Annotated in this window: 13 protein-coding genes, 1 tRNA gene and 1 pseudogene; 14 read left to right on the top strand and 1 reads right to left on the bottom strand. The window is 44.0% G+C overall.

Annotated elements, in window-relative coordinates:
* The 13 genes and pseudogenes from ABIB50_RS06635 (at window position 1) to ABIB50_RS06575 (ending at window position 17,314) form a co-directional block, all read left to right on the top strand.
* Window positions 1–5,466 carry a helicase-related protein gene (locus ABIB50_RS06635; RefSeq protein WP_429378291.1) on the top strand — a complete coding sequence of 1,822 codons (5,466 nt, stop codon included), beginning with the start codon at window positions 1–3 and terminating at the stop codon, window positions 5,464–5,466.
* A 95-nt stretch (window positions 5,467–5,561) separates the two neighbouring features.
* A pseudogene (locus ABIB50_RS06630) lies at window positions 5,562–7,265 on the top strand (type IV secretion system DNA-binding domain-containing protein); the annotation flags it as partial.
* 23 nt (window positions 7,266–7,288) lie between these two features.
* A complete protein-coding gene (locus ABIB50_RS06625) occupies window positions 7,289–7,555 on the top strand; it encodes a hypothetical protein (protein ID WP_429378473.1) in 267 nt (88 codons plus the stop codon).
* Between the two features lies 1 nt (window position 7,556).
* Window positions 7,557–7,967, top strand: a complete 411-nt coding sequence (locus ABIB50_RS06620; protein ID WP_429378290.1) for a hypothetical protein — start codon at window positions 7,557–7,559, stop codon at window positions 7,965–7,967.
* Window positions 7,964–8,392, top strand: a complete 429-nt coding sequence (locus ABIB50_RS06615; protein WP_429378289.1) for a M23 family metallopeptidase — start codon at window positions 7,964–7,966, stop codon at window positions 8,390–8,392. The genes ABIB50_RS06620 and ABIB50_RS06615 overlap by 4 nt, the downstream gene beginning before the upstream one ends.
* A complete protein-coding gene (locus ABIB50_RS06610; RefSeq protein WP_429378288.1) occupies window positions 8,385–9,542 on the top strand; it encodes an ArdC family protein in 1,158 nt (385 codons plus the stop codon). The genes ABIB50_RS06615 and ABIB50_RS06610 overlap by 8 nt, the downstream gene beginning before the upstream one ends.
* A gap of 1 nt (window position 9,543) precedes the next feature.
* Window positions 9,544–10,320, top strand: coding sequence for a DUF4099 domain-containing protein (locus ABIB50_RS06605; protein ID WP_429378287.1), 777 nt, complete (start codon window positions 9,544–9,546; stop codon window positions 10,318–10,320).
* Complete coding sequence (locus tag ABIB50_RS06600) at window positions 10,320–10,913, top strand: hypothetical protein (RefSeq protein WP_429378285.1); 594 nt, start codon at window positions 10,320–10,322, stop codon at window positions 10,911–10,913. Before ABIB50_RS06605 ends, ABIB50_RS06600 begins: the two co-directional genes overlap by 1 nt.
* Complete coding sequence (locus tag ABIB50_RS06595) at window positions 10,900–11,355, top strand: PH domain-containing protein (RefSeq protein WP_429378284.1); 456 nt, start codon at window positions 10,900–10,902, stop codon at window positions 11,353–11,355. The genes ABIB50_RS06600 and ABIB50_RS06595 overlap by 14 nt, the downstream gene beginning before the upstream one ends.
* Window positions 11,356–11,407: 52 nt before the next feature.
* On the top strand, window positions 11,408–11,638 hold the full coding sequence (locus tag ABIB50_RS06590; RefSeq protein ID WP_429378282.1) for a hypothetical protein: 231 nt from the start codon (window positions 11,408–11,410) through the stop codon (window positions 11,636–11,638).
* 429 nt (window positions 11,639–12,067) lie between these two features.
* The gene (locus tag ABIB50_RS06585) at window positions 12,068–15,412 is read left to right on the top strand and encodes an ATP-binding protein (protein WP_429378280.1); all 3,345 of its coding nucleotides are present in this window, start codon (window positions 12,068–12,070) and stop codon (window positions 15,410–15,412) included.
* Between the two features lie 128 nt (window positions 15,413–15,540).
* Window positions 15,541–15,705, top strand: a complete 165-nt coding sequence (locus ABIB50_RS06580; protein WP_429378279.1) for a hypothetical protein — start codon at window positions 15,541–15,543, stop codon at window positions 15,703–15,705.
* Between the two features lie 43 nt (window positions 15,706–15,748).
* Window positions 15,749–17,314: a recombinase family protein gene (locus ABIB50_RS06575; RefSeq protein ID WP_429378468.1), complete on the top strand. Its 1,566-nt coding sequence runs from the start codon at window positions 15,749–15,751 to the stop codon at window positions 17,312–17,314.
* Here the strand turns inward: ABIB50_RS06575 and ABIB50_RS06570 are convergent.
* Window positions 17,277–17,348 (bottom strand) — tRNA-Glu (locus ABIB50_RS06570). The two genes, ABIB50_RS06575 and ABIB50_RS06570, sit on opposite strands and share 38 nt — an antisense overlap.
* Before the next feature lie 202 nt (window positions 17,349–17,550).
* On the opposite strand from ABIB50_RS06570, the gene ABIB50_RS06565 reads away from it, so the two are divergent.
* Window positions 17,551–18,942, top strand: a complete 1,392-nt coding sequence (locus ABIB50_RS06565; RefSeq protein ID WP_429378277.1) for a mercuric reductase — start codon at window positions 17,551–17,553, stop codon at window positions 18,940–18,942.

Below are 18,942 nucleotides of genomic sequence, written 5' to 3'. Positions count from 1 at the left end.
ATGGCATTTAACAGCAGTAAAAAACTGGCCGGTAATATCTCCGCCATCAGCATCGCCCTGAATGATATCGGGCAACAATTGTCCGCAGATGAAATAGCCGCATTAAAGAATTACACCGGATTCGGCGGTATTAAAGCCGTATTGTTTCCGGCAGGCCGCGACGACGACTGGCAGCAATTTGATATATCACAGGCTGATCTTAAACTTTGGCCACAGGTGATGCAACTCCATGAGCTGCTTAGGGAAAAGCTTTCGGAAAAGGATTATAAACGCGCTTTCGATTCGCTGATCAATAGTGTTAATACAGCCTTTTACACACCGGAATTTATCCCGGCTGCGATTTATAAGGCGCTGACCGAGAACAGTGTTTTTCCGCGCAGGCTTTATGAAACCAGTGCAGGGGCGGGTGTTTTTGTTACCGGGGCCGTCAAGGCGTTTCCGAACCTCGAAGCCGTAAACGCGGTAGAAAAGGATATTCTCACCGGTAAGATATTGACCGTACTGGGCCAGGCCATCAGCAATAAGATCACAGTTCAGGTGAAAGGGCTGGAAGAAACCGCCCCGAATGAAAAAGGGCAATCCGACCTGGTGATCAGTAATATTCCCTTTGGTAATTTTTCCGTACATGACCCTGCATTTAACAGCAGCGGGATCTCATCCCGGATTCATAACTACTTTTTTGCCAAGGGACTGGATAAGCTGGCAGATGGCGGGATACTGGCTTACCTGGTTACCGATGGATTTTTAAACAGCCCCTCCAATGATACAGCCCGTAAATACCTGTTCACTTCGGCGGACCTGGTCAGTGTATCCGTATTGCCCGCTAACCTGATGAAAGAAAATGCCAACGTGGAAGTCGGTACGCATCTCATCATCGTACAGAAAAATGATACCAAGCAAACATTGACCGAAGCGGAAAGCCAGCTGATCGGTACCGTCGAGCAGAGCGGCAGCAAAGGCAAGTATCATATCAACGCTTACCTGCTGAACCATCCCGAACTCGTCTTGGGCGATGAGGTCATTGAAGATACCAATGCTTACGGGCAGGCTAACCTGACCATCTGGCACAACGGCGATATGGCTGATATTGCCAGGGAACTGCAATTGCAGGTTTACCGGGCCTTTCACGAGAACTTCGATCATGCCAAATGGCAGGCCATTAGCTTCGGCCGGCAGCAATCAGCGGGTCGTAAGTTTACTTTTTTACCTGTGCCTGAAGTAACAGAAAGTAACGCGGTAGGACAGTTGGGTTTGTTTGATGCGCCTCCTGTAGCGAATAACAACAAGGCCCAGTCTTATCTGGACGATAACGACAGGTTCACCATAGACGGCAGTACAGCCCGTTTGATCAGCACCATAAGAACAACAGCCAAACCGGCGCACGACAGCATCATTATGCTTACCGCCCGAGCAAAAGCCAGTAACCGCTACCTTTATAAATTATACAGTAACGTAGCGGAGATCTCCGTATCTGCAAAATGGCTCACCGGGCAATCCTTAGGTAATGAATTAGATGTACTGGCCGCCAAGCTTAAATATTTTGCGTACGATTTTCGCTATGAGGGCGATACCAGCCTGGAACCTTCATTTAAGATCTCACCTGACCGTCCCAAGGCCTTCACTGATCTGAAGCCCTTTTATGAAAAAGGCACATTGGTGCTTTTTGAAGGCCGTGCCGGGTTGATCGCGGAACCCAATAATGGCGAAGCAGAATTTAAGCCGCTGGATGTTCAGGATAACCCGACTTTTTACCGAAATTATATTTTGTTGCGGGACACCTATCTGCAACTTTCAGTTTTGGAAGCGGAAAATAAAGTTCAGTACCCGGAACTGCGTAAAGCCCTTAACCAGCACTATGACACCTTTATCGAAAAGAACGGTGAGCTGAACAGGGCCTTTAACCGTTCCCGTATCCTTTCGGATGCTGCTTTTGGCTTTAAGATAATTGCTTCACTGGAGTTAAAGGAGAACGACAAATTCTTACGCTCGGATATCTTTTACGGCCCGGTATTTCCACAGGAAGCTGCTTTCAAAACAACCGATCCGGCGGATGCCCTGGCCCGTTGCTTAAATGATCTGGGCAGGGTCGATTTAGATCTGATCACCGAAATAACAGGCTTATCCGAAGCGGATGTCATTTATCAGTTGGAAAAGCAGATCCTTTTTAATCCTGAGCGTAACTCCTGGGAAACAACCGATAATTATTTATCGGGGAATGTGGTTGCCAAATTGCAGGTCGCGGAGCAGGCGGTAAAAGATGAGCCAGAGAACTTTCAGCTGTTACGGAGTTTGACGGCTATCCGCAGGGTACAGCCGGATAAGATCCCGTTTGAACTGCTGGATTTCAATCTTGGTGAGCGCTGGCTACCGGTCAGTTATTATGAGCGTTTCGCAACTGAACTGTTTAAGCAGGATACGGAGATCAACTATTTCCCATCGATAGATACTTTTAAAGTCACCTACGGAAAAGGCAATACCACTACAGATGAAGAATTCGCGGTGGTTCCGAAACAAAGTGATAAGCTGACCGGCCGTACCTTATTGGAACATGCGCTGGAAAACACCTCACCGCATATTACTTACCCGGTTGAGATCGACGGCAAGGTCAAACGTTACCCTGATACCGAAGCTATACAGTCGGCGCACCGGAAGATCGAAAGTATCCGTGACCGTTACACGGAATGGTTGCGCGAACTTCCCCCGGAAGATAAGCAGCGGATAGAAAAGTTATACAATGACACTTTTAACTGCTATGTACTTCGCGAATACGACGGGAGCCACCTGAAATTCCCGGGGCTTGACCTCAAAGGACTGGATATACCGGATCTTTACAGCTCGCAAAAGGATGCCGCCTGGCGCATCATTCAGAACCGGGGCGCATTGGTTGACCATGAAGTAGGCTTGGGTAAAACGTTGACCATGATCGTGGCAGCCGTTGAAATGAAACGGCTGGGGATCGTTCATAAACCGATGATCCTCGCTTTAAAAGCGAACGTCAGCGCCATCAGGGATACATTCCGTTTAGCCTATCCCAATGCGAGGATTTTGGCACCGGGTGAAAATGATTACCTGCCAGCCCGCCGCCAGCGGCTGTTTCATGAGATCAAAAATAATAACTGGGATTGTGTTATCCTGACGCATGACCAGTTTGGCATGATCCCGCAGTCGCCCGAAATACAGCGGGAGATATTTCAAACGGAACTGGACAATGTGACCCGTGACCTCCAGACGCTGGGCACATTGGGGGTAGCTATTAACAAGTCCATGCTCAAAGGCCTGGAGATCCGTAAGAATAATCTGAACGTACAACTCAACGCTGTGCTCTACGCGATAGATAACCGTAAGGATACCGGGATTAATTTTCAGGAAATGGAAGTGGATCACCTGTTTATTGATGAGTCCCACAAATTCAAGAACCTCACCTTTACCACAAGGCATAACCGCGTGGCCGGGCTGGGGAATATGGCGGGCAGTCAGAAAGCCTTGAACATGCTTTTTGCAATAAGGACATTGCAGGAGAAGTTCAACGCCGACCTCTGCGTGACCTTTCTTTCCGGTACGCCGATCTCCAATAGCCTCACGGAGATGTACCTGATCTTTAAGTACCTGCGCCCTCATGAAATGGAACGGCAGCAGATCAGCAACTTTGATGCCTGGGCGGCAGTGTATGCGCGTAAAACGGTTGATTTTGAGTTCAGCGTAACCAATGAGATCCGGGCAAAAGAACGCTTCCGCTACTTTATTAAAGTGCCTGAACTGGCCCGGTTTTATAACGAGATAACCGATTATAAAACGGCAGTTCATATCAGCCTGGATAAACCGGTCATTGATGAGGTGCTGGTCAATATCCCGCCAACGCCGGAACAACAGGACTTTACCCGGCGGCTGATGAAGTTTGCTAAAACCGGGGATGCCACGCTGATCGGCAGGCAGCCGCTGACCGCGACTGAAGACCTTGGACGGATGCTGATCGCCACCAACTACGCAAAAAAAATGGCAGTGGATATGCGGCTGATCAGTGATAGCCGCTATGGCGACCATCCCGGTAACAAGGTTAGTATCTGCGCCAGTAACGTGGCCATGGAATACCGCCAAAGTACCGAACATAAGGGTACGCAGATCATATTCAGTGATATCGGGACACCCAAACCTGATAGCTTTAACATCTATGACGCGCTGAAGGATAAGCTGGTAAACGACTTTGACATCCCCGCCGCGGAGATCACTTTTATCCATAACTGGACGGACAGGCAAAAGCCTGAACTGTTCCGTAAAATGAATGCCGGATCGATCCGTGTACTTATTGGAAGTACCGAAAAAGCCGGTACGGGCCTGAATGTGCAACAGCGCGTAGTGGCTATGCACCACCTGGATATCCCCTGGAAACCATCCGAACTGGAACAACGGGATGGCCGCGGCGCAAGGCAGGGTAACTGGTTGGCAAAAATGTTTTTTGGCAACAAAGTCAGGAACTATATCTATGCGGTAGAGCAGTCGCTGGACAACTACAAGTTCAATCTGTTAAAGAACAAACAGACGTTTATCAGTCAAATGAAGAAAAGTGAGCTGAGTGTCCGCACTTTGGATGAAGGCACCATGGATGAACAGAGCGGCATGAATTTCTCTGAATATATCGCTATCCTTTCCGGTGATACCTCCCTGCTGGAAAAAACAAAAGTGGAAAAGAAGGTAGCTGAATTAGAGGGTAATAAATCCTCCCATTTTAAAGATGTGGCGCGGAGCCGTTACTTATTGGAAGACACGGAGCAAAAAAAAGCTCAAACCGCTTCTACGCTTGAAAAGCTTATATCCGATGAAGCAGCCTATCTTAAAGTACTGCGGCAGGATGCAAAAGGGAATAAGCTGAATCCCGTAATAATGCCGGATAAAACAGAAGCTGACCCGGTAGCCATAGGCAAAAAGGTTATTGACTTCTACAAAAATTGGAAACCTGGAACCGCGGATGATTCAACTTATAAATTCGGCGAATTGTATGGGTTTAGCCTTTATGTAAACCGGCAATTGGCTTGGGTTCAAACCGAACAGGGTAGTAAATATGAGTATGTGAGCAGCCTGTATGCGGAAAGCGATGCTACTGGTATTAAGTATATGCGTAATAATGGCATCCCGAATACCGATAATCCTAAAACTGCCGCCAGATACTTTTTGAACGCTATCGATAATGTCAGTTCCCTGATGATCAAATACCGGGATAAATTGACAGCGCTGGAAAAGGAAATACCGGTTATTCGTGAACTGACCCAAAAGCCGTTTGAGCAGGAAGCAAAGCTGGTAGCCTTAAAAATTGAACTGGCAAATCTGGAACAGGAGATCAGCCGGAAGATCGCTGAAAAGCAGCAGGAAGCGGAACCGGAAGAGACACTCGATCATTCGGAAAACCTGCGACCGCTACGCTTACCGGCTTTCGGGCAGCGGGATTACCCGGCAAACGGTTTCGGACGGTGAACTTACGAGGTCGGCCTTTTTATCTCTTGTAATTTAACATTGATGGATGGATTGGTTAACGCTCCTTCCATTCCATTAAAAAAATCAATCAACTTATGGAAGAAACACGAGAACAGCAGAAGCTGCATGGCTTCCTGCAATGCGGCATTTATATTTCTATCCTCTTAGAAGCCGCAATCTTTGTCTATCACAACGCCCCGTTCTGGGGCGTTTTTTTTACCCCGCTGGACAAGCTCGCGCATATCGTGATTTACAGCAAGCTCATCTACAGCAAGCTGGCCACATTTACATTGATCTGCCTGGTAAGTGTAGGAACCCTGTCAAAAAAGGAAACAGATCTCGATCCTCAAAAACACATCATTTACCCCTTAGTGTTCGGTTTGCTGTTGTTTTTTGGAAGCATCGCCTGCCAGGGCAGGGCTTCACCCATCGCGTGCGCACACACGAGATGGTATGATTTGATCTACATGATTTGCTCTTTCATCGGAGCCATGCTGGTCAGCCTGTCTATGGACAATATCTCTAAAATGATTAAGTCCGGGCTCGGGAAGGATAAGTGGAATACCGAAGCGGAAAGCTTTATGCAACCCGTTAAAAAGGTGGAAACCCCTTATTCGGTCAATATCCCTATGCTTTTTTATCATGAACGCAAAGTGCGGCAGGGATGGATCAATATCTGTAATGTGTTTCGTGGTACTATTGTAATAGGTACCCCAGGATCTGGTAAAAGCTTTTCCGTCGTTAACCCTTTTATCAGGCAGCTGATCGCCAAGGAGTTCGCTGTTTGCCTCTATGATTTCAAGTTCCCTGACTTAGGACAGATCGCTTACTACCACTATCTGAAAGCGAAGCAGGAAGGTAAAATGAAAGGTTATGCTTTTCATGTGCTCAACCTGAACGACCCTGAAAACAGCCGGCGCATCAACCCCTGGCGGGCAGATTATATACGCTCGTTGGCAGACGCGGCAGAAACAGCGGAAGGACTGGTAGAAGCGCTGAAAAAAGGTGACCGTTCCGGCGGAAGCGATCAATTTTTTACTCAGTCGGCTATCAACTTCCTGGCTTCCTGCATTTACTTTCTCAGCAAATATGCCAACGGCAAATATTCCAGCCTGCCCCATGTACTCGCTTTGCTTAACTGTACTTACGAGGAAATATTTAATGTGCTGGTATCCGAGCAGGAACTGCGTTCCCTGCTCTCTCCCTTCATGAGCGCCTACCAGGCCAAAGCTTTTGACCAGCTCGAAGGACAGGTGGGAACGCTGAAGATCTTTATCAGCCGCCTATCCACCAAAGAAACTTTTTGGGTGTTTTCCGGTGACGATTTTAACCTGAAGATATCGGATAAAAACACACCCGGCATACTCGTCTTGGCGAATGACCCCAATACGCAGAATATAAATTCGGCCTGCTATTCTATTGTGATCAACCGGCTGACGAAACTGATCAACACCAAAGGCAACCTGCCTTCAGCGCTCATTATTGACGAGGTGCCCACCTTGTTTGTACACAAAGTGGAAAACCTGATCGCTACAGCCAGGAGTAATAAGGTAGCGGTACTATGGGGTTACAGGAATTGCCGCAGTTCAACCAGCAATACGGAAAGGATACCGCTGCAACCATTACTTCTGTTATCGGTAACGTGCTGTCCGGCTCTGTGCGCAACAAAGAAACCCTGGAGTGGCTCGAACGCATCCTGGGTAAATCCAAGCAGATCGGCGAGGGACTTTCCATCGACCGTAATAAAACCTCTACATCTCTTAACGAAAAACTGGAGGTGCTCATTCCTGCGGGCAAAATAGCCTCTCTCAACGCGGGCGAAATGGTCGGCGTTATCGCCGCAGATGCGCAGGAGAAATTTACAGGGCAATTTGAAACATCCGCTGTCAACTGCAGGATCAACCTGGATATGGCAGCGATCTCGGGGGAGGAAAAGAATTACCGGCCGCTACCCGCTTTCTACGATTTTAACGGGCAGCGGGATGAAAGACTAAGGCAGAACTTCAATAAGATCAGCCAGGAAGTACAGGATTTGGTGCTCCAATTCCGTTCGCTGCCATCCAATTCACCAAAAGCAAAAACCAAATAAAATGAAAAATGAAAGTTTAAACGGCACGCTGGTTATGGTCAGCCCTGATCTAAAGAACGATCCTGCACAAGGACAGGGGAAGATCGCGCTGGTAAATTATGAAAGCCTGCATGATAAAGAGATCTATGTGGCCTTTGACAATGGGCAGGAAGCCATTTACCATCCCGACGCACTGCTTCGCCTGAAAGGTAAAGAAGACATCCTTGCTGAACTCCTGGATAATGGTTCGGAAATACGCGGTGACGACTATAAAGACCTGTATAAAATCACGATGCTCCAGGATAGGGGGACTGGCAAAGCGGAATGGCAAGCACTGGAAATTGTACAGCAGAATCAACGCATAAGCAACACGGCATTGGAACCGGTGAAGCCGGGCCAGGCCATAGCACTTCAAAAATCCTATTCCAGATGAAAATGCTGATCAGCTTCTGCATGATCTGCCTGCCCCTTAAAAATCTGTATATCACCTCCTCATTTGGCTATCGCAGGCACCCCCTGACCGGAAACTATACTTTTCATAACGGCATCGATTTCCGGGCAAGATCAGATACGGTTTATGCCATTATGGACGGCGTGGTCAGCAACGCAAGCTATGATAACTTGCTTGGGGTCAGCATTACTTTAAACCACCAGGAGGTGACCGCGGTTTACGGCCACCTGAGTCGGCTGTTCGTCACCCCCGGTGAATCCATACAAGCCGGACAACCTATCGGCATTACGGGTGGAACGGGCAGGGTCACGGGTGAACACCTGCATTTCAGCATCCGCATTAAACAACAGTACATCGACCCGATGGACTTTTTCTATCAAAATTTAACTAACAGAAATCATGAGTAAAAACTTCAAGCCACTGCACGAACAGATTGCAAACAAACTGATCGCGGAACTACAGGCAGAAACATCACCATTCCAGAAACCATGGACAGACAGTGATGCCCCTGCCTTTACCATTCCGGTCAATCCAACGACCAACAAAAACTACCGGGGCATGAATTCTTTATGGCTTTCCATGCAAGGCCATACCGATCCCCGGTGGATGACACTCAAACAAGCCGGCTATGCAGGCTATGAAGTGGAAAAAGGCGCTAAAGCTACCCTCATCAATTTTGTCAAAAGAACAAACATCGAGGCGATGCGTGATGTGGATGGTAACAAGATACTGGATGAGCAGGGTAAAACACAAACCCGTACCACACAATATGAAAAGCCTGTCATTACCAATGCCTGGGTATTTAACGCGGAACAGATCAAAGGAATCCCGCCACTGGCAGAGTACCTGAAAGAAAAACAGGGTGAGCAGACCTGGAACCCGATTGAACGGGCTGAACAATTGATCAGCGACAGCAAAGCGGATATTATTCATGGGGGAAACGAAGCGTACTATAATAAAGCCAGTGATCAGATCCGCTTACCGCTGAAAGAGCAGTTCGAAAATGAAACCAAATACTACGCGGTAGCCCTTCACGAGATCGGCCACTGGACAGGCCATCAAACACGGCTGGACCGTCCGATGGAAGGCCGTTTCGGTTCTGAAGCCTACGCTCGCGAGGAGTTGCGTGCGGAAATTGCTTCCCTGATGCTGGGAAGCGAACTGAAGATCGGCCACAATTTCGGACAGCACGCGGCTTATGTAAATAACTGGATAAAGATCCTGAAAGATGAGCCTTTTGAACTTTTCCGTGCTTCTGCGGATGCCCAGAAAATATTTGATTATGTGTTGGATATCGGGCAGAAAATAGCACTGAAGGAGGAACGGCCACAGAACCAAACCCTAAAAAAGGGCGACGAGATCGCTTATAATAATAACGTGTACAAAGTGCTGGATAAAAAAGGCAAGACCTTCACGGTAGAAGATATGGAAGGCGGTAAAACCAAGGTCAGCCCCACCGACGGCCTTTTCAAATCGTTGGTACAGGCAAAAAATAATCCTGCGGAGCAACAGCTCATGGTGCAGGAAGACGAAGTTTCACATAGCATAGGAAGATAATATGAACCTGATCAGCTTTAAAGAAAATGATCTCCCTTTCCGGGAATTGGAGACCATCGGACTGGCAGCAGGCGGCCAGCTTTTATTGAACGTGAATGACCTGAAAGCCCTGCTTTCAGGACGCAGGACGGGTTTGATGCACTTGGAAAACCTGGAAGCAGAAGGCATACAGATCAAGGCCATTGATGCTAAAGTATCCCTCCGGCAAAACGACCAGGGTAAAATAGATCTGTTGATCCACCCTATCTATAGAAAACCGGACACACCTGATTTTTTGGATGATAACGAAGCGCAGCAACTGGAAAAAGGAGAGGTCGAGAACTTCTTGAAAACAACGACGGATAATAAAGGCAACAAAAAGGAGATCCTGGTAGAATATGATTCGGAAACCCGCGAGTTTATCGTTTCCGACACCGAAAAGATCATGGCACCTGATATGGTAAATAATGAATTCCTCACCCTTGCCCAGAAAGAAAAGTACCGCAAAGGCAAGGAGGTCGAACTGGCCGACAGGTCTAAATTCAATTATTCCGGCACGGACCTGAATGGCATCCGGTCCAACAAGCTGGCCCTGATCGCTTCTATCGTCATTGACGGCGGGCTTTCTTATATGGTTTATAAAGGGCTGAATGCACTCTTCGGTGAGAACCATGACGCGAAGGAAGCCGGTTCTTTAAGTCCGGGATATTACAACGCCGTAGCTGATATGGAAGATGAGCGGCCTGTGGTGACCAACGATCACATCCGATTTGATAGTAAAAGCCGTGTTTCGCGGTAATGAATCCAATTTTAAATGAGCTTGGAGTTTCCGAAGAACTCCAGGCTTTTTTTCAGGTAACCGACCTCGTGTTCCATTATGGAAACGAAATGGAATGCTTCTATAATGAATTTCACCGGGTTCCCGCTACTTCAAATTTATGGATAGCAGGTAATGACCTCACCCATGAGGTAGTCATTACCTATAGCGCAATGGAGGCAATCGCCTATTTAACATTGAACCGCCACCGCTATTCCCGGATTGACACCCTAACATTTGTTGCCGTCGGCAACCTCCCCCACGACAGCCAATTACAATGGATGCGCTCCGCCTGGCTGAAAAAAAAATTTACACTTGTATTCGGTAACGACCTTTTAGGAAGATTAGCCGACATTAAGGTAGCTGCCGGATTGGCTGGACGCCATATCCGGCTGTTCCTGAATACCCCCAATATTCGCATAGAAACCGAAAACAGCCATCATGAATTTGCAGCGGATAGTATCTCGCTGCATGTTTTTGAGAAAGCCTTCGGTATCCGCTCCGGGGTCCGCACACATAAGCCTCGCCAGTTTGACACCTTTTTAGATCAATTAAAACACCATGGAAAACAATGAAATTTTACTAAAACCGGCAATGAGCTTTGCCGTTCTCAAGATTATGCCAATTATCTTTTTAGCCCTCATCTTTTTACTGCTTGCCTGGTACCTTTCCCCCTTGTTTGTTTTTTTCAGCATCGGGACACTGGCTGCGGGCTGGTACCGCTTGCTGTATATCCGGAAAAGCATTTACCTCATCACCCCGGAAGTCGTCAGGGTCAGCCGGGGTATATTCTTTAAAAGAACGGATATGCTGGAAACATATCGTATAAAAGATTACGTCATTACCCAATCTTTTGTCCTTCAGATTTTGGGCTTGATGAATATTACATTGAAAAGCACAGATGCCGAAAATCCTATAATTTGGATGGTTGGCATACCCGAGTCAGACATTATTGACAGAATCCGGGAGTACGTACAGGAGGCACGTAAACACAATCGGATCTATGAAATTAACTGAATAAAAACTTTGATTATACTAAAATTATTAGTATATTTAAGTAACAAACATCATGAAAACAATATTATATTTTATCATTTCCTGCTTCATTTCAACCTTTGCATTTTGGGGTGCATTGGTCGCGACAAACCCCTTTCCGCTTTATGGGGTGGGTTTCGGCATTTGGGCGCTCTTTATATGGGGTTATAATCAGCGATCAAAAAAAGAAGCGGACAAACGCTTCCAGGAACGAATGTTCCGGGACTTCATGCGATCTAAAGATCGTAATACGCATCGCTGGTAATTATTAATGATATCATATTTTTTTTGTATGTTACGCCCATTAAAATCGTGGGCAACCCGCCCACTTTTGTGATAAGGTTTAGGTTAAAATTCCCAGGCGGCGAGCGCTCTGGGAATTTTTATTATAAGTCAGGCAATACAGGACCCTCTTGTGATCAATACACAATTCTCTCTTATTTTCAGCAGGTCTAAACTGCTATCTCCATTTCCTCATTTTAAGCTTCGATAGGCAACCAAAATAATCTACAGCACAAATCCTTTTCATATTCACCACAGAAACACAACATAATTTATACTTTCTATTCATTTATTTACTCATTCAGTGATACTGGGTAGCGTTATCAAAAATTCATTCTTTTTGTTTAAAATTCTAACGGGGTAAAAACATTATCGAACAGAAAACAATATCTTGCAGGTGAAAACTTAAACCATGATCGAAGAAACGGACCTTCTAAAAGATATTACGCTTGTCGAGAACAATGCCAAAACAATAAGAGACCACCTTAAGGAATTAGACAACAACCCCAAAAATCATCAAAGGCGATGGTTTTGGGAGCTGCTACAAAATGCTAAAGACTCCGCCTTAGAAAATCAAAGCATAAAGATCAGACTTGAACTCAAGGGTAGTATTTTAAAATTCAGTCATGACGGGCGGCCATTCAAAATACAAGAGCTTATTCATATCATATTTCACGGTTCTACGAAGGATCAGTTAGAGGGGAAAACAGGAAAGTTTGGCACCGGCTTCATGACCACGCATTTGCTTTCAAAAGTCATTGATATAGAAGGCAAAATAGAAGATGGCAGATATATCAATTTCAGGCTCGACAGGTCATCAAAAGATGTTAAAATTCTGAAAATAGCACTTGATGATTCTTATACTGCTTTTAAAGACGATCTTAAGAGAAATGTTATCAAAGATTTGGGTCAGTATCAGACATTTTTCACTTACCACTTAAATGAAAAGACGAAAAAAATTGCCGAGGACGGGATTGCCGAGTTAAAAATCATAGCCGCAAAAGTGCTGGCATTCAATGATAACATTGATAGTATCGAGGTGCTTGAAAACGAGAAATCATGGAAGATCGCGGCATCGGAGCGTACCGTTCTATTTGACGGAAATATCAGCCAAGTAAGTTTCTTAATCAATGAAACTCCGGTACAAAACACCAGTTTAATATATAAGTTGGATGCAGATTTACATCTTGGAGTCGAATACAATCCTGAAACCAAAGAGATCAACCGCCTTGATAAAACCGTACCAAGGATTTTTTTGGACTTCCCCTTATTTGGATCTGAAAATATCGGCATTCCATTGATCATTAATAGTAAAAACTTTCACCCCCTAAGGGAACGCACGGGAATTTATCTAAACGCTGTAGATGAAGAAGATAATAATGAGGAGGAAAACGAAGGCGTGGAAGCGCATTCCAATCGGTTACAACTTACTAAAGCCGTTGAGGCCATAAAAAAATTGGTTTCGGTTTTAGCTGAGAATGGTGTTAAAAATCTCCACCATTTATTCAATTTTAGAAAACCGGTTCCAGCTGATTGGATAGATGAAGAGTTTTTGGCAAAGCTTTATGCTAAAACGCTTAAAGATCTTTTTGATGTTAAAGTTGAACCTGTATCAATAGAAACAAAAATAACACTTAACAAATCGTTAAACGAACTCTATCTTCCATCGACCGGCAAAGAGGATGAATCAAATATCAGTAACGTATATTATGATTTACTAAGTGAAATAATCCCGGATCTGCTTCCAGGCAAAAGCACATGGCCATACTGGAAAAAATATAGAAAAACGTGGGGCACCATTAGCCCTGATTTTAAAGAAGTATTGAAATTTGACTTCACTACCAGCAAACTACTCTCTCATATAGCAGGACTTTCGTCAGCAGCTTCGTTAGGTACCCTTTATTTTAATAGTGATAGCGATGTTATGTATAATTGGTTAGACCGGTTTTACGCTGGGCTTATCAAAAATGATGAAGTTCAGTTGCTGAAAGAATATAATTGCGTTCCAAACCAAAAATTGGACCTGGTAAAACTTGACCCTAACAATCTTTTTATTGACAAAATAAAAAATGAAGATTTAAAATTAATCGGAGAATTGATTGATCTTCAAATCAAAAAACAGTTAGTCCATGAGCAAATAACAAGCATTGCTAATCAACTTACCGCTGTTGATCTAATGGAGTTTACGCAAAAGGTCATTACACGCGTTACTGAAAAAAAGGTGGAATTTGGGATGTTACCCGATGCCTCGAAAAACCCCTTAATACAAATGACTGAATGGTGTTTTGTAAACGACAAAGTTAGTTTGCTTTCGATTCCTTTTATATTTTCTAATTCAAATGATGACCAACCCAAAATAGAGGTAAAACTTCTTTCTGAAAGTGAAAAAGCATTGGTTCCACCGAAATATTGGCCACAGGAGTTATTTAGTTATGTAAATCTTATATCCGGCAAGTTTCTGCTTTCTAACATTTACGATCAATTGCTGGGAGAGGAAAGAATTGATTTTTTGCATAGTAAAGATCTCGTTTATAAATCTCCTTTGATAGTCGAAGATCAAGCATTTAAGAGGGAAGAAATAAATATGATCATGACTCAGGAGAGTCAAACCAAACTTAATAGTGATGAGCCTTATGAAATAACCCAAACTCATTATCGCGTTTCAAAATTAGTATGGTTTGAATCAGGGGATGACAATTCTGTTTTAAAACGGGTAAAAGATTCTAAAAAAAAGACAAGATTCCTTATAGAGTTTTTACTGAAGCATCTTATACACTTTGACCAGTCATGGAAGGAAGCGATCCAACTGGAATCGGATTCTGAAATTAAAATCGCTATTCACCCAAGCTTATGGTTGTGTAGGTTGTTTTCTAATGCCTGGATTGCTATGGGTACCGGACGCGTTACTGAACGTCCCGATGTGCAGAATTTAAGTCCTTACATCAAAGAGTTGAACATGCTTGATAATCTATTGAATCCCAATGTAATCCGTTTTTTGGGTGTGCTTAAGATTTCAGTTACAGATATTATTAAAAAAATCAAGTATGACAGCGAAGAGAAACAGAATGAATGGGAAACAGCCATTATATCCATACTACATTCGGACATTGAACCTAAGCTTGCTGTCGAATTGATTAAAAGCCCTGAAGTAAGGGAATTTTACAAAAACAGGCTGGCAGAACAAGAGTTTATCAATAACAACCAAAATATTGGAAAGCTCTTTGAAGCGCTATTCCATAAGTTGCTGTTGGATAAAGAATATAAAGACCAGGGTATTTACATCGAAAGAGTGCATGTCGGCAGAGACTTCGATATTATTGTTGAGCATGACGTATTAGATGAAAAACGTGAAGCCCTCTTATTTGAGATTAATACGGGCAGAAAAAAGATCTATCTTGAATTAAAAGCCACTAAAGGTGCGGATGTCGGCATGACTCCAAAACAGGTTGAGGCTGCAATTAAACAGCAGGAAGAGGGCAGTAAGTACTGCCTGGTGGTTTTTCCTTACAATTCCATTGCCGACATTACCGAAGAAAACCTATTATCAAATACAAAATTTGTGACGGACATTGCTAAAAATCTTGCAGATCCGCTGAAGTCTAAGATACAACTGGACAATATGGTATCGTCTGGACTTACAAGGAAAGAAGTGGCTATTTTTTGCAGATATGAAAAAGTACGGTTCTTAGTCAATAAAGATATCTGGGATACAGATTGCCACTTCAGCGACTTTTTAGATTGGTTACTATTGCCTTAGTAAATGATTATACATTATCTTTAAAAATCTCCATGTGTAACGCTAATATTTTTTTATCTGTAGTACCGAAACACTTGTCAATTTAACCTTAAAAAACACGGCATTATTGCAGCCTTACAGGCTTGATAATGAAGACGATCCTACCCAATAAAAGAAATATTACTCCCGAACAAGCAGTAAAAGTGCTTGTCAAAAATGGAATAGTTGCAGATGAAAAAGAAGCGAAGATTATTTTGGATTTCTTGTATATTTTGGCTAAATTGACTGTTAATCAATACTTTAATGACACATAACGCGGTCGTATTGTAATGCTCTCTTTATCAAATTCTTACTATTATGACTTCTGCTTATTTATACGTCCGTGTAAGTACGGATGAGCAAAAACGAAAAGGCTACTCCCTGCCTGAACAGGAAGACCGTTTACTACGACACTGTGAATTTAACAACATTGAGGTAAAGGGCATATTCCGGGAAGATTACTCCGCCAAAAACTTCAAAAGGCCGGAATGGAATAAACTGTTGACCGTAGTTAAAAACCGGAAAAAGAAAGACAGAGAAAACATCCTTTTCATCAAATGGGACAGGTTCAGCAGGAACATTGAATTTGCCTACCAGATGATCGGCATTTTAAGAACGATCAATGTTCAGGCGATGGCCATTGATCAGCCGATTGACTTCGGCATACCTGAGAGCACGGTAATGCTCGCGGTTTATCTCTCAATCCCTGAAGCTGAAAATGGGCGACGCGCGTTAAATACCTCCGGAGGAATGCGGAGAGCGAGGAAAGAAGGCCGCTGGATGGGTGCTGCACCTAAAGGGTATCAAAATCTGGTATATCCTGATGGCAGGAAGTATATCGCCCCAAAACATCCTGAAGCAGCCTTAATGAAATGGGTATTTGAGGAATTGTCTAAGGGTATTCTCGTTGCAGAACAGGTCCGCAAAATTGCCTGTCAGAGAGGCCTTAAATGTGAACGCAATAATTTTTGGAAACTCATTCGTAACCCGATGTATGCCGGTATCATCGTAGTGCCCCCCTTTGAGAATGAAGAAATGCAATTTGTCAAGGCTCAACATGAAGCCCTGATATCGCAGACGCTTTTTTATGAAGTCCAGAATATGCTAAACGGCAATAAACGCCCGATAGCGACCAAGATCGTATCAAAGGATATGCTGCCCCTCCGGGGCTTTTTAGAATGCCCGGATTGTAATCGAATGCTGACAGGCAGCGCATCTAAAGGCCGACATGAACGCTACTATTATTATCACTGTACCGGCACTACTTGTAAATGCAGGTTCAAGGCAGAAACGGTAAATCAATATTTTGAGGATGAATTGATCAAGTTTAATTTGGCCTCTGGTGTTGGTGAACTGTTTAAAATGGTGGTTATGGATGAATGCAGGTCAACCAGCAGGGATGATTTGGATGAGCGAAAAGTTATTTCAACTAAAATTGAAGAGCAGGAATTGAATTTATCTAAGGCCAGAAAAAGGCTATTAAAAGAAGAGATTGATGCTGATGATTTTAAAGCTATAAAAGCCGAATGTAATGATGAGTTAAGGATGCTGGAAAGCAGGCTGGCGGATCTTCCAGCTAAATCAAACGAACTAAAATCAATTGAGTTACTATTAGACGTAGTAATAGAAAGATATTCAAATATTCTACAACACTATAAAAATCAGGCAGTTGAAGAAAAAAGAAAAATAATTGGTTCGATGTACCCCAAAAATCTCTGTTTTGACGGAACCCAACATCGAACCGCTTATTTGAGTGAACCTCTTTCTCTTATCTTGCTGATAAACAGCAATTTACAAGGAAAAAAAAGAGGGGAAAAGTTGTCTTTTTACAACCTTTCCCCTCAAGTAGCCCGTAGGGGAATCGAACCCCTGTTTCTAGAATGAAAATCTAACGTCCTAACCCCTAGACGAACGGGCCATTTTAGGGAATGCTTTCCCTTATTTTGGGATTGCAAAGATATACGTTTAATGATAAATTAAAAATATTCTTTTAAAAAAATATTTTCAGATGTTTTAACGGGGCATTTTGATGGTTGATATTCAAACAAAAACTGCATTTTATCATTATAAACCTATTAAGTATAAGCTTATCTTTATTAACACATCCACACGCCATTATCATGAAGCCAAAACAATATGATGCAATAGTAATAGGGGCCGGGCAGGCTGGCTTACCCTTAGCTAAAAAATTGGCTAAAGCCGGTAAAAAGGTAGCGTTGATAGAGAAGCGCTGGGTAGGCGGCACTTGTGTAAACGATGGCTGCACACCTACAAAAACCTGGGTGGCATCGGCAAAAGCTGCGTATATGGCTGCCAATAGCGGCCCGCTTGGTATTAAAGTTAAAAGCTATAAGGTGGATATGGCGCTGATAAAAAAGCGCAAGGATGATATTGTGATCCGCGCCCGCAATGGCAGTACCAAAAACGCGCAAGAAACCCCAAACCTTGATTTGATATTTGGCGAAGCCGTTTTTACTGACCTTAAAACCATCACTATTACCCTAAATGAGGGAGGCACCCAACTTTTAAAAGCCGACTGGATCTTCTTAAACGTCGGTACAAAAACCTTTATCCCTGATATTAAGGGGTTGGCTGATATAAGCTACCTTACATCCACGTCAATTTTAGAATTGGATAAAGTGCCGGATAGCTTATTGGTGCTGGGCGGCAATTATATAGGCCTGGAGTTTGGTCAGATGTTCCGCAGGTTTGGCAGCAAGGTTACGATATTGGAGAAATCGGCAGGGCTGGTATCGCGCGAGGATGAGGATATTTCAAAGGAAGTGCAAAAGATCCTGGAGCTGGAGAACATTGATGTGCAAACAGGCTCGCAGGCCATTAAATTTAAGCAGGGCAAAAAAGGCAAAATTACGGCTACTATAAAAAATGCCAGTCAACAAAAAAGCGCTAAATTTAGCCATGTACTGATTGCTGTTGGCCGCAGGCCAAATACAGATGCTTTGGGTTTAGATAAAACAGGCGTTGAGGTTGATGATAAAGGGTACATCAAAGTAAATGACAAGCTGGAAACCAACGTTAAAGGCATTTACGCTTTAGGTGATGTAAAAGGCGGGCCGGCATTTACGCATATATCCTATAACGATTATACCATTGTGTACCGCAACCTAATAGAAAAAACAAACTATAATACCAAGGATCGCCCCGTACCCTATTGTATGTTTACCGATCCGCAATTGGGCCGTGTAGGTATAAGCGAGCACGAAGCCAAAGAGCAGGGCCTTGATGTCATAATTGCCAAGCTGCCTATGGCACGCGTTGCCCGTGCGGTTGAAACCGGCGATACCCGCGGTTTTATGAAAGCGGTTGTAGACCGTAAAACCAAAAAGATATTAGGCGCGGCAATTTTGGGGCAGGAAGGCGGCGAGATCATGTCGGTACTGCAAATGGCGATGGAGGGTGGCATTACGTATGACCGGATCCGGTATTGTGTGTTTGCTCATCCGCTGTATTCAGAGTCGTTAAACAATTTATTTATGGGGATTGATGATTAA

Origin of the sequence: Mucilaginibacter sp. UYCu711 (genome assembly GCF_050433825.1) — a bacterium.
Taxonomy (GTDB): domain Bacteria; phylum Bacteroidota; class Bacteroidia; order Sphingobacteriales; family Sphingobacteriaceae; genus Mucilaginibacter.
This window is presented reverse-complemented; position numbering and strand designations above follow the sequence as displayed.